Raw genomic sequence first — 13,140 nt, forward strand, 5'->3', positions numbered from 1 at the left:
CAAAGCGTTATACCAATTTGCTTAATTAAGTGTTCCATTTTGAGGCGAGAAAATATCGTCGATAACAAGGCAAAAATTTTGCTATTTAGTTGTTCTAAATGAGAAATTTTTAACACAGTTAGCGTCATATTTGCTCCGTCAAATTGAACAGGTATTAAGTGAAATTGGTATTACTACCTATTTTTTAGCAAAACCTTGTCCAGCCAGGCTGAGCTGAGCAGGCGTTTAAGGTAACCCATCAGATAAGTTGGGAAGGTCACATAATATCTCGGTTTAGCACGTTTTGCTGTGAGCGCATGCAGCAATTTTTCATAGACAGCCTCTGGCCCCAGCGTAAATTTTTGTGGTGTAGATTGAGCGTTCAGGCGAGTTAGTTGTGCCTCGTATTCGGTTTTGTGCGCGCTGTTTGCAATCTCAATGTGCTGCTCAAAGGCGAGGCGTGCATTGCGGCGAAATTCGGATACGATAGGACCTGGCTCTATCAGGCTTATCTGAACATTGGAGCCATTTAGTTCCATCCGCAGCGTATCTGTCAGTCCTTCAAGAGCAAATTTACTGGCATTGTAGGCGCCGCGATAGGGTAAAGCGACGAGCCCCAGCACAGATGAATTTTGAATAATGCGGCTGTCACCGCCGTGGGCCCTCATATGGGCAACCGCAAGACACGTCAGGGTATGCCAGCCAAATAAGTTTGTTTCAAATTGCGCGCGCAACACGTCCGTGGGCAAGTCTTCGACTGCGCCAGGCTGACCATAGGCACCGTTGTTAAATAGGGCGTCCAGTTTACCGTCGCACAGTGCAACGGCCTCATCAAAGCCCTGTTTAATTGAGGCATCATCGGCCAGGTCCAAAATGATGCAAGGGATCCCTATTTCTTCAAAGCGTGCCAAGTGTTGAGGATTGCGCACTGAAGCCACAACGCGAAAGCCACCATCATGGAGTGCTTTTGCACAGTAATAGCCAATGCCGGTGGAGCATCCGGTGATTAAAATCGATTTTGTCATGTGTTTATCCATGTTTTTTCGCACTGTAAAAAGTCAGCTCGCGATTAACTGTGAATTTTTGTAGAATCACCGCACATTGTAAGTTGTTAATTTAAATATTGATATAATCATCATATCGATAGATAAAAATAAAGATTGTTTATGAATTTAGGCATTGTTTTGCTAAGTGCAACAGTAAATCTGAATGGTCATTTACCACCGTTACAAGACTGGCAAGGAAAAAGTGTTGGCCTGATGCAGGAGCAGGGACCACTCACCACAGATTTTGAACTGAGCAAGGGCCTGGAAAGTCCTGACTATGCAAAAACGATGGCATTTATCGACCGTTTGGTTGCCGCAAACCCGACTCAGTTTAAGGCCCTTACTATAGGGCGCAGTGACGCAGGGCGCGATATTAAAATGCTGGTCGCCTCAGAAGCCAATCAGTTCAGTCCGGCGATGATAAAAAATAACAATAAACCGACGTTACTGATCCAGGCTGGGATCCATGCGGGTGAAATTGATGGCAAAGATGCCATGTTTATGCTTTTGCGCGACATTGCAACTGGTAAACGGCGTGATATTCTGAACAAAGTAAACCTTTTGTTTATCCCCGTCTTGAATGTCGATGGCCATGAAAGGCGCAGTGCCTACAACCGCATTAATCAGCGCGGCCCTGCGCTCATGGGTTATCGTACTAATGGGCTGAACCTGAACCTGAATCGTGACTACACCAAACTCGATACCCCTGGCGTTCGGGCCATCATGCAAGTGGTTAATCAGTATCAACCCGCTATGTATCTTGATTTGCATGTAACCGATGGCGCTGATTATCAATATGATATCACTTATGGTTTTAACCCTAGTTTCGCCAGTGAATCACCAGCGGTTGCAAAAGTGCTTGAGCAGCACTTTACCCCAATGATAGACGAGAAGTTGCGTGAGCAGGGCCATGAGCCTGGTCCATTGGTATTTGTGATGGATAAGCGGGACTTCAAGAAAGGCCTTGCTGGCTGGGTTGCCAGTCCTCGTTTTTCAAATGGCTGGGCCGACATCAAGGCGTTGCCCAGCATCTTGCTGGAAAATCATTCACTGAAACCTTATAAGCAGCGTGTGCTGGGCACCTATGTTTTTGTCGATGGCGTCATAGACGCACTGGCTGAACATCAGCAAGCGCTGGCCAAAGCGGTTGAAACAGAGCAACACTTTGTCCCAGGTGAGCTGGTTGTTGAGCGTAGCTACGCAGAAAAGCCAGACCCAATTGCATTCAAGGGTATTGCCTACAAGCGCTTTGAGAGTGCGCTGTCAGGGCAGATGGAGGCTAAGTATCTGGGAGAGCCTAAACTGTATGAGCAGCTGCCCGTATACTGGCAAAAAGTAGAAAAGCGCAAAGTAAAAGTACCCAATGCGTTTTATATTCCGCCAGCGTACACACATACAGTCGATAAATTAAAGCTACATGGCATCACTGTAGAGCAACTCAATACTGACGTGCTGGCTGATGACCTTGTTCAGCTTGCTATTAAATCCTATAAATTCGCTGATACACCTTTTGAAGGCCGTTTTCGTGTCAGCGCTGAGTTTGAGCAGCAAGCCGTGCCACCGACTCTAAATTTGTCAGGCTGGTATCGGGTGTCTACGCAGCAGGCAGGCGGAGAGCTTGCCACGCATTTGCTTCATCCGAGTGCTCCAGATTCGCTGTTTGCCTGGGGCGACTTCCCGGGTGTATTCCAGCGCACAGAGTACGTTGAAAATTATGCGCTTGAACCTTTTGCCCGGAAAATGTTAAAAGACAACCCGGCAATGGCTCTGGCGTTTGACAAGAAGATCAGCGAGGATAAAGCCTTTGCAAACGATCCTAAAGCGCGGATGGAGTGGCTCTATCAGCGCACGCCTTATTATGATCAGGCTTATTTGAAGTATCCGATCCTCATGTCCTTTAAGGAAAAATAAATGCAGGTAATTACCATACCCGTTACGCCATTTATGCAAAATTGCAGGATAATTTGCTGCCCAGTCACGGGTCGGTGTGCAGTGGTTGACCCGGGAGGCGATGTTGATAAACTATTGTCTGTCATAAAGGAACGCGCACTCGATGTTGAAATGATTTTGCTCACTCATGGCCATTTGGATCATGTAGGTGCCAGTGAAACCTTATCTAACGCGTTAGGGGTTGATATTGTCGGCCCGCAGCGCGAAGATAAGTTCTGGTTTGATGCACTGCCAATGCAAGCTCAGATGTTTGGCTTTGCACCACACGCAGCGTTTTTTCCGAACCGCTGGCTAGAAGACGGTGACTGTGTTGAGCTGGGTGAATTAAAATTAGAGGTGCGTCATTGTCCTGGCCACACGCCGGGCCATGTGGTTTTTTATGAACCACAAAGCGCCACTGTGCTGGTGGGGGATGTGTTGTTCAAAGGGTCGGTAGGCAGAACGGATTTTCCGAAAGGGGATGCGGCACTGTTAAAGCGCTCTATTGAAACTCAGTTATTCACGTTGCCAGAGGCAACGCGGGTAATGAGTGGCCACGGGGAAGATACCTCGATTGGTTATGAACAGCGCCATAATCCTTTTATGAGCGGGCGGTTTGGCTGATAACTGAGTCTATCGGCACTTTATTCATTTAACTAATTAAAAATTAAGAAAAATATGTCATTAAATCAGGTTGATCGTCAAATACTCGCGCTGTTACAGCAAGATGCAAGTCTGTCTACGGCTGAAATAGCCGATAAAGTGGGGCTGTCACAGTCACCGTGCTGGCGCCGCATTGCGAAACTCGAGCAAGATGGGTATATCAAGGGCAAAGTTGCTTTGTTAGATGAAAAGCAGCTTGGTTTCGATATGCTGGTTTATGCCCACGTAAAACTATCAAACCATGGCCGTAATAACCTTTCTGAATTCGAAAAGTTGATTATGAGCTATGATGAAGTCACTGAGTGCTATACCATGGCAGGCACAATGGACTTTATGTTGCGCATTATTTCGCGTGGTATAGAAGGCTATGAGCAATTTGTCAGAGACAACCTGCTTAATCTGGAATATGTTCAGGAAGTACACTCAAACGTCACCATGACGTGTGTTAAGCGGACTACAGCCCTGCCAATCTGATTGTCATACATCAGACCCGAAACTCAACTATAATGTATCACATTTGTTAAAAGCGCTGGATTTTGCTAGGATCCAGCGCTTTTCTGTCGTAGTAATAATCTTGGGGATTTAAATGTTTAATCTAATAGGCAAAGCGCCCAGCTCTGCTAAGAGCGACATACTGTCAGGATTGACCGTCGCTCTGGCGTTGGTACCTGAAGCTGTCGCATTTGCGTTTGTCGCGCATGTCGATCCATTAGTCGGCTTATATGCCGCGTTCATCGTGGGCTTAATCACCTCAATTTTTGGTGGTCGTCCGGGTATGATTTCTGGCGCAACCGGCGCGCTGGCGGTTGTGATGGTCAGCCTGGTGATTGAACATGGTGTAGAATACCTGTTTGCGACTGTGCTGCTTATGGGGGTACTGCAGATCCTCGCTGGCGTGTTTAAACTGGGTAAGTTTATTCGCATGGTACCGCATCCGGTGATGCTGGGCTTTGTGAATGGTCTGGCGATAGTCATCTTTTTGGCTCAGCTTGGCCAGTTTAAAGTAATGGATGAGTCTGGCACATTACAATGGATGCAGGGGCAGCAGCTCTACATCATGGCTGGTCTGGTCGCCCTGACTATGGCAATCATTCATTTTCTGCCAAAGCTGACGACGGCTGTACCTTCCAGTCTGGCCGCCATTCTGGTGGTTACAGGCTTGGTGATTGGGCTTGACCTTGACACACGCAACGTACTGGATTACCTCAAAGACATGAGTGGTAATTTGGATGCGACCATTGCTGGTGGTTTCCCTGAATTCCACATTCCTCAGGTTCCCTGGACCTGGGAGACCTTTACCATTATTTTCCCGTATGCCCTTATTCTGGCCGCCATTGGTTTGATTGAATCACTGCTGACATTGACCCTGATTGACGAGATCACAGAAACTCGAGGTCATTCGAACAGAGAGTGTATTGGCCAGGGTGCCGCGAATATGACTTGTGGCGTTTTCGGCGCGATGGGTGGTTGTGCGATGATAGGTCAATCGATGATCAACATTAATTCTGGTGGTCGTAGTCGCCTGTCTGGTATCACAGCAGCAGTCCTGTTACTTGCATTTATCCTCTTTGCTGCCAGCCTGATTGAAATGATCCCGCTAGCGGCTCTGGTCGGTGTGATGTTTATGGTGGTACTGGGTACTTTTGAGTGGTCAAGCTTCCGCCTGATGAAGCGTATCCCTAAAAGTGATGCCTTTGTCATTGTGTTAGTGTCTGGCGTGACTGTGGTGACCGACTTGGCTATCGCTGTGTGTGTCGGTGTGATTGTGTCTGCACTTGTCTTTGCCTGGGAGCATGCCAAGCATATTTACACCAGCAATTACATTGATGAGCAGGGCTCAAAAGTGTATGAGCTACACGGTCCGCTGTTCTTTGGCTCTGTAAAGAACTTTGCTGAGCTATTTGATGTTGCTAACGATCCGGCTGATGTGATCATTGAATTTAAGCACAGTCGTGTTGCTGACCACAGTGCGATTGAAGCCATTGATGCATTGGCCGAAAAGTACACTAAGGCTGGCAAGAAACTACACTTACGTCACTTAAGCCAGGATTGTCAGCAGTTACTGGCAAAAGCGGCTGACCTGGTAGAAGTGAATGTGATAGAAGATCCAAAATATAAAGTTGCGTCAGACAAATTGGCGTAATCTGATTTAAACAAGCCCCTTTTGAGGGGCTTTTTCTTTTCTCAGTTGAGCTTTGCTCCGGTAAAAAACCAGCTTATTACATATTGCTACTGATGACCTACATGTTATCGGATAGACTCCGTTATCAAAAACTCCTCTCGTAACAGTGCATATCTGTACTCATCTACCCAGCTGCCTTTGAAATAGAGGCTTTTTATATAATGGGCTTCACGTCGAAAATGCAGTGCTTCCAACAACTTTTGAGCAGGTAAGTTGCGGGGATCAGTGAGTGCGCTCACGCGGTGAATGTCGTATTTCGAAAACAAATGGGGCAGCAGTATTCGAAGTGCATGTCTGGCTACGCCTCTGTGCTGTGATTCAGGTGCCAGTGTAAAACCAATTTCAACCTGCTGTTGTGGTAAAAAGTGCAGTGCCAGGTCACCAAGTAGCTCACCAGAGACGCGCCTGACGATTGCAATCTGAAACCACAGTCCGGGCTCTGTGAAACGGCTATAGTCCATCGCCTGGAAAAGAGTTGTGGCATCTCTCAGCGTATAGTTTTCATCCCAGCTCTGAAATCGAGCCACCTCTGGGTTAGCTCTGTACCGGGCAAATTCTTTGAGATCTGACTCTTCAAACGGTCGAAGCAGTAGTGTGTTATCAGCGCATAGCATATCCATATACGTCCCCTGGTTGCTTTTATTTTGAAATTTATAACCTATTTTGTGACATCATCAATAATATGGTGGCTCTGAAAACACGGCGAGAGCTCAGCACCAAAGGGCGTTATCGCACTACAGAGTCATTTGTTGTCTAGTGTTGAGGTATCTGACTTTGTCGTGCTTGACTGTGCCTGTACCTGCTTGTCCATTACTCGGGTAATGGTATCGAACAGCGCCTGCATATCAATTGGCTTGGCAACGAAATCATCGAATCCAAGTGACAAATAGCGGCTGACATCTTCAGGGAGCACATTGGCTGTGATGGCTATGAGCGGTTTACGGTAGTCGGTATTTCTCACTTGCTGGCAAACTTCTATACCATCCATCACCGGCATCTGAATATCGACAAAGAAAAGGTCGGGCTGCGCCTCAAAAAAGCAATCCATGGCCAGCTTGCCGTTATTGGCCAGGGTCAGGTTGGCGTGAGTCTTTTTCATCATGGCGGCAAATATCTGTTGATTGATCAGGTTATCCTCAGCCAGCAGCACATTGACACCGTTTAAGTCAGGTACTTGCGGCTGAGCTTGATTAGGTGAGTGCGGTGCTGTCGGCTTGGTACATAGCAGTGGCAAGCTAATTGTAAACTGGCTACCTTCACCCGTGATACTACTGACGGTGACCTCACCGTGCATCAGCTCCACTAGTTGTTTAACAATCGCCAGTCCAAGCCCCGAGCCACCATATTTACGCGTGGTTGAACTGTCAGCCTGCTGAAAATGCTTAAATAAGCTGGCGACCTGCGTAGCAGTCATACCAATCCCGCTATCACTGACAGCGATAACAAGCTGGGTTTTGTCTCCCTGCACGCTCAATGTAACCTGGCCCTGCTCAGTAAATTTAATGGCATTAGACAGCAGGTTGCGCAGTATTTGTTTAAGCCGCAAGGGGTCGGCAAGTCTGACTGATAACTGTGGCTTTAAGTCAGTGACCAATTTTAATTCGACTTGTTTGTCGCGGGCCAGGTGCTGGTATTCCTGAATTACTTCTTGGCATAACTGTAAGATGTCGACCGCGAGCACTTCGAGCGTGAGCTTACCAGCCTCCATTTTCGAAAAGTCGAGTATATCATTCACCAAAGCAAGCAGGGTTTGAGAGGAGGTATAGCCTTGCTCAACCAGCGAGCTGTCTTCCTGGTCTTGGTTATGTCGTCTAAGTAACTGGAACACTCCCAGAATGGCATTCATGGGCGTACGGATCTCATGGCTCATGGTCGCAAGAAACTGCGCTTTAGCCAGTTCAGACTGCTCAGCACGTACCTTTTCTTGCTTCAGTTGTGTCACCTGGGTATTAACGGTACTCACTAGTTTATTCAGCGTTTTTTGTAAGGTTTTTAGCTCTTCATACTCCAGGTTGGCATTATTTTGTTGATAGTTACCCGACGTCAGCGACATACAGTATTTTTCAAGCTGCTTCATGGGGCTTGTTACCTTGCGGCTCACATAGGCCAGATACCAAAAGAGAATGATTAATACGCCCAGTGCCAGCAGGCCGCTTCTGATAATGGCATACAAGATCTCTCGCGTATAAGCGCTGTGCTGGTGAGAAAGCGAGAGAGACAAGCTCAAGCCTTCATCCCCGCGTTCGTAAATCGGGTAGGTTGCATTGAGACCTTCCTCAAATGCGTTTCCCTCATCAAACCACAGTTGTTGATCTGAAAAGATGCGCAAAGATTCATAATCAGCCAGCTCAATGGCGAGCTGGCTGATATCCAGCTCGAAAAATAGCACGCTGGTGTAGCGAAAAGGGTCGATAAGAGAAGGCAGCGTTTGGCGCAGTGGCACGGCAATGAATAATGTCCCGCCATTTGTGTCGGTAATTCCCAGCTCCTGGTTGCTGATCAGCAACTTGCGCACCATTAGCTCACGTGCATTGGCATTGATCACAGCATTTGCATGCCCGATGATGGAGGGCGTGGCCCAGTGCAGGGTATAAAGCGGGTAGCCTTCGACAATATACGGCGAACCGTCGCTGATCATCACACTTTTTACCAAAGGAGATGTGTAGACCAGGTCGCGCATTTCTTTGAGCGCATATTGCGTATACAAAAGGTTGAGGGGGAGTTCTGCCAGGATCCGGTGGTCACTGTAATGAGCGACCTGAAAAGTAAACTCGGCGAGCCTGTTTTTGATATCTAACGACAAACTGGTAGCGCGTTGTGCAACCGTGTCTGCGGCAATTTTATTGGCTTGTGTCCAGGCACTGTAAGCAAAGTGAGCGAGGGCAATGGTCAGCAGGGCCAGAACCATTGCACCGACTTTAAGCTGTAATTCACTGACCAGGCTTTTTTTCTTGCTCATAACTTATCGACTTTTCAACAATGTGTTGCATAAAATGGGCGGCCTGATGTTCGTCCAGAACACCTGCAAGATGACGTGTAAGGCCCTTTAACATGGCCTCCCAGACAAAGGCCATTTGTGCTTCGTTGGGCATGGGCTGAGCGTGTTCAAGGGTAGAAATGAGGGCCTCTACTTGCCTAATCCCTTGTATTTTTAGCATATCTAGCGCACGTTTATCGACTGGAAGCGCATTGATGGAGGACCATAAATTGCTTTGCACTGGCAGCGATTGCAAAAACTCAGACAGTGTTCTGAGTTCGGCACTTTTGCTACCAGATAAGGCGTTGTCGGGAAACGCCATAACGTGAGACGAAAAGTAAGAGCGCATAGGCTCACCACGCAAACTGGGTAGCTGCGCGACACCCAGTTTATCGCCAAAATGTTCAGAGAAGCGCTGAAACATCCAGGAGCCATTAATGGTATAGGCAACTTCATCGGATAAAAATTGATTTACGGTGCAGTCGTAGTCGCACGCCACATCCAGCCAGATCTCGTCTTTAAGCGACTTATACCAGCGCAGGCCGTTTACCATCGCTGGTGTATCTAAGTTAGCGTTACCATCTATAATCAATGAGGTGCCGAAAGTACCCAAAAATGCTCTGTACCAGTACATCTCGTAATAGTTCCAGCTAATGTTAACACCCTGCTTTTGTTGTTGCGTACGAAGCTGCTGCCAGCTGTGAGCAGGCTCACTGACGAGTGCGCGGTTATAGTAGAGCATCAAATGGTTGCCAAATACGATAGGCACCCCCAGTGTTGTGCCATTGGCTTTGATATTCTGGCGCACTTGCTCTATCAAATGCGTTGAGAGCCAGTTATCGGGTACTTCTGATAAATCAAGTGCCGTCAGCCCCATATAATCAGCTGGCACAATGATGCCATCGGGCAGGGCGTTATTGCTGGCCCTTAACAGGAGTTCGGATTTGAGCGAGTTGTTTTCGAATTCAACGACTTTGACCTTGATGCCCGTTTTTCTGGTGAACTGTGCAAACAGAGGTTTGAAATCATAGTTTTCAAGGCCAATGGCAATGGTCAGCGATTTTTGATCTGGCTGCCTGGCATACCCCAGGCTGCTATAAAAGAATAAGCCTGTTATCAACAAAAACAATAAAGTGGTGCATAACCTGCCGGGCATGACCTTCCTTAGAATGTGATTAGCTACCTAATTTATAGCAAAATATCAGGTCAGAGCAAACGGGTGATACGAAATCGTGCTTTAGCGCGTACTTTTGCGCAAGGTGAAATAAGCAAGTTTGGTGGTGTGAAATCGTGCATTAACGCGACTTTTACGCAAGGTGAAGTGAGCAAGTTTGGTGGTGTGAAATCGTGCTTTAGCGCGACTTTTACGCAAGGTGAAATGAGCAAGTTTATAGGCTGAAGAATTGAAAATAGCGAGCGAAAGTTAATAATGATTAGAGAGCGGTGGTGCTCTGACCAGCTGAGCTAGGGTCTTACAGAAACATGAGATTGAACTTGCGGAATAAGTTGGTACGACCGAGTGGATTCGAACCACCGACCATTGGACCGGGTCATAGAGAGCGGTGGTGCTCTAACCAACTGAGCTACGATAGTGAATAGATGTGCATTGTGACATATAAAATGATTTGGTACGACCGAGTGGATTCGAACCACCGACCCCCACCATGTCAAGGTGGTGCTCTAACCAACTGAGCTACGGTCGTACTGAGATATGCATTTTGACTTATTAAATAAGTTGGTACGACCGAGTGGATTCGAACCACCGACCCCCACCATGTCAAGGTGGTGCTCTAACCAACTGAGCTACGGTCGTACTGAGATTTGAGTTTTAACTTATTAAATAAGTTGGTACGACCGAGTGGATTCGAACCACCGACCCCCACCATGTCAAGGTGGTGCTCTAACCAACTGAGCTACGGTCGTACAATGTTGAGCTGATATGACTGTTTTGTTGCATTAAGTCACTTGCCAACGGCCGCTAATATATAGCGAGCGTTCTGTGGGATCAAGTAAATTTGCTAAATTAATGTTTGTTTGCACTTTTTTCGTTCATACCGGTGCAACTTTACACACTTTGTAAAAGCGCTGCCACCACTGTGCATGCTGTCGGCTCGATGTTTTCAGTTCATCCATCAGCGCTTCAGCATGATTTGGGTAGGGAGGATAGGGTACAGCCGCCGAAATTTTTGCCATAGAGTCACTTAAATCCTGCAGCTGATTACTGAGTTGCGCCTGGTAGGGTTGCAATATTGATATCGAAAACTTATTGAATATATTGTGCAATATCTCGGCTTTGCGCTTGTTTTTCCCCTCAGGACATACGGCTGTTTGTAACTCGACTTGCGATAGCCATGCTGTTAACGCTTGGTTCCAGTCAATTTGCTTGCGAGCACTGGTCAGCAAAGTCTGAACATAGTGGTTGTTATTCAGTTTCTCGAGGGCGGGCGTGACGCGCTCCGGGTCAATTTTTTCTGGTGTTTGCAGGGTGCTAGCGATGGATGCCAAAGTGGCCAGGCCTTCGTTGGCTTTAATTTCATTATCGGTGCCGCGCTTATCGATTTCGTCAAATGTCAGTCTGGTAAATTGAGTCAGCTCAGCCTCTGCCGACAGCATAAAAGCGAAATACTGACTCAAAGCCGAGCGTTTGTGTGCCGCGGCTTGCGCTAATACCTGTTTGACTTCAGGGTCGCTGGTTCTGCTGTCTTCTACGCATTGATCTGCCAGCTGAATAAAGCGCAGCTGATATTTAAAGACCTCGCTGGGCACGGCCAGCTTGCCAAGCTGGTTATTATGCATGGCAACGTCCTGTGCCAGTGCGCAGTGCCCAAGATTAGCAAGCTGTAAAACAGAGAGTTTAAAAGACGCTTGAGGTCTGGAGGCTTTATATGGCGCCAGGGGATCCGGCTTTTCAACTTTTAATGGTGACAAGCCCAGCACATGGGCCAGTCTGTCCGCATATTCCTGGTTGGTATCACTGGCCACCGGAGTGCAGGCGGCCATAACGAGACTAAACAGGATCAGGACGTAACGTATCAAGGCGTTTCCTCACAAAATACAGCAGCAATATCGCAGCGCAGGTTAAGCCGACGATAATACCAACCCAAAAGCCTCTCGCGCCCATGGCCGGCACCAGTAAATCTGTTTTTGCCAGCACAAAGCCAAGACTGAAGCCAATTAACCAGTAAGACACAAACGTGACTATGGTGATAGGGCTGGTGTACTTTAACCCTCGCAATACGCCATTGGCGGCAACCTGCAAAGCGTCTGGCAATTGATAAATACAAGCTAGGACGATTATCCCCGAAGCGAGTACTGCAACCTCGGCGTTTTGAGTATATACCCAGGCAATTTCGTTGCGGATCACAAAAGTAAAAGTGGCGACTATAACTGAGACCACGACAGCACACACAAAGCTGGTGTAGACCGAATTCACCAGTCGCGAGTAGTGCCCTTCACCGGATAAGGTGCCAATACGAATCGCGATTGCCATGGACAGGCTCAGCGGTAGCATAAACAGGATAGTCGTGACACTGGCGGCTATCTGGTGACCGGACACCGCGATTGCCCCCAAGTCTGCAATAAACAGAGGAATACAGGCGAACAAGGTCACTTCAAAGAAAGTCGCAAGACAAATGGGCAGACCCAGTTTAACTATCTGGAACTGAGTAGCAGCATGAGGGCGTGCAAACCCCTTAATTAACCAACGACCGTCCAGATATTTGTTGTAAAAACTATAGATGAGCTGGGCGATGGCCATGACCCAAAACACCAGCGTCGTTGCCAGGCCACATCCCGCACTACCTAAGGCCGGCATGCCAAATTTGCCATAAATAAAGAGATAGTTGGCAAAGACATTGACTGCCAGGCCGAGCAAACTAATGTACAAAGCGGCTTTGGTATTGCCAACGCCCTCAGTCACATTACGATAGACTGAAAACAACAAAAAGGCAGGCAGACCCCATTTTACAAAGTCAATATATTGCTGTGCCAGTTCTGTGATGGCACTGGCGGCACCGATCTGTGCAAATACCAAAGGCGTGAATGCACTGGCGATAAAGCCCAAAGAAGAGAGCAGCAGAGCCAGGTAAATACCTTGCTGGAAATAGGTCTTGATACCGTCACGTTGTTTGGCGCCGTCGCAATAAGCAACCATACTGGTGATCGCAAGTAAAACCCCCTGCAATGAGAAAATCATCGGGTTCCAGGTACCGGTTGCAATTGACAGCGCAGCGAGGTCTTCGGCACTAACTTGTCCTGCCATCATAGTGTCGACAACCGACATAAGCACTAAGGTGATTTGGGCAAAAAAAACGGGGGTAGCAAGGCGTACCAGGCGCTTAGCTTCCCATAAAGCGAATTTCATA

At 47.5% G+C, this 13,140-nt stretch carries 10 protein-coding genes and 4 tRNA genes; 4 read left to right on the top strand and 10 right to left on the bottom strand.

Annotated elements, in window-relative coordinates:
- Positions 1–173: 173 nt before the first annotated feature.
- Positions 174–1,004, bottom strand: a complete 831-nt coding sequence (locus TW77_RS07390; RefSeq protein ID WP_046004335.1) for an SDR family oxidoreductase — start codon at positions 1,002–1,004, stop codon at positions 174–176.
- Between the two features lie 141 nt (positions 1,005–1,145).
- On the opposite strand from TW77_RS07390, the gene TW77_RS07395 reads away from it, so the two are divergent.
- The 4 genes from TW77_RS07395 (at position 1,146) to TW77_RS07410 (ending at position 5,760) form a co-directional block, all read left to right on the top strand.
- Positions 1,146–2,936 carry a M14 family metallopeptidase gene (locus tag TW77_RS07395; protein WP_046004336.1) on the top strand — a complete coding sequence of 597 codons (1,791 nt, stop codon included), beginning with the start codon at positions 1,146–1,148 and terminating at the stop codon, positions 2,934–2,936.
- Positions 2,937–3,578, top strand: coding sequence for an MBL fold metallo-hydrolase (locus TW77_RS07400; protein ID WP_046004337.1), 642 nt, complete (start codon positions 2,937–2,939; stop codon positions 3,576–3,578).
- A gap of 54 nt (positions 3,579–3,632) precedes the next feature.
- Positions 3,633–4,091: an Lrp/AsnC family transcriptional regulator gene (locus TW77_RS07405; RefSeq protein WP_046004338.1), complete on the top strand. Its 459-nt coding sequence runs from the start codon at positions 3,633–3,635 to the stop codon at positions 4,089–4,091.
- A gap of 112 nt (positions 4,092–4,203) precedes the next feature.
- On the top strand, positions 4,204–5,760 hold the full coding sequence (locus TW77_RS07410; RefSeq protein WP_046004339.1) for a SulP family inorganic anion transporter: 1,557 nt from the start codon (positions 4,204–4,206) through the stop codon (positions 5,758–5,760).
- A gap of 104 nt (positions 5,761–5,864) precedes the next feature.
- On the opposite strand, the gene TW77_RS07415 is transcribed toward TW77_RS07410, so the two are convergent.
- The 9 genes from TW77_RS07415 to TW77_RS07455 form a co-directional block, all read right to left on the bottom strand.
- Complete coding sequence (locus TW77_RS07415) at positions 5,865–6,419, bottom strand: GNAT family N-acetyltransferase (RefSeq protein WP_046004340.1); 555 nt, start codon at positions 6,417–6,419, stop codon at positions 5,865–5,867.
- Positions 6,420–6,541: 122 nt separating this feature from the next.
- Entirely contained in the window at positions 6,542–8,758 is a 2,217-nt protein-coding gene (locus tag TW77_RS07420; RefSeq protein WP_046004341.1) for an ATP-binding protein, read from the bottom strand.
- Entirely contained in the window at positions 8,730–9,932 is a 1,203-nt protein-coding gene (locus TW77_RS07425) for a sugar ABC transporter substrate-binding protein (protein WP_046004342.1), read from the bottom strand. Before TW77_RS07425 ends, TW77_RS07420 begins: the two co-directional genes overlap by 29 nt.
- Positions 9,933–10,283: 351 nt before the next feature.
- Positions 10,284–10,369, bottom strand: a tRNA-OTHER gene (locus tag TW77_RS07430).
- A 33-nt stretch (positions 10,370–10,402) separates the two neighbouring features.
- Positions 10,403–10,479, bottom strand: a tRNA-Val gene (locus TW77_RS07435).
- A 33-nt stretch (positions 10,480–10,512) separates the two neighbouring features.
- Positions 10,513–10,589: transfer RNA gene (locus TW77_RS07440), tRNA-Val, on the bottom strand.
- 33 nt (positions 10,590–10,622) lie between these two features.
- A tRNA-Val gene (locus TW77_RS07445) sits at positions 10,623–10,699 on the bottom strand.
- Between the two features lie 126 nt (positions 10,700–10,825).
- Positions 10,826–11,812 (bottom strand): DUF3080 family protein, encoded by a 987-nt coding sequence (locus tag TW77_RS07450; RefSeq protein ID WP_046004343.1) that lies wholly within the window; start codon positions 11,810–11,812, stop codon positions 10,826–10,828.
- Positions 11,784–13,139, bottom strand: coding sequence for an MATE family efflux transporter (locus TW77_RS07455; protein ID WP_046004344.1), 1,356 nt, complete (start codon positions 13,137–13,139; stop codon positions 11,784–11,786). Before TW77_RS07455 ends, TW77_RS07450 begins: the two co-directional genes overlap by 29 nt.
- Position 13,140: the final 1 nt, after the last annotated feature.

The organism is Pseudoalteromonas rubra (assembly GCF_000967655.1).
GTDB lineage: Bacteria > Pseudomonadota > Gammaproteobacteria > Enterobacterales > Alteromonadaceae > Pseudoalteromonas > Pseudoalteromonas rubra_A.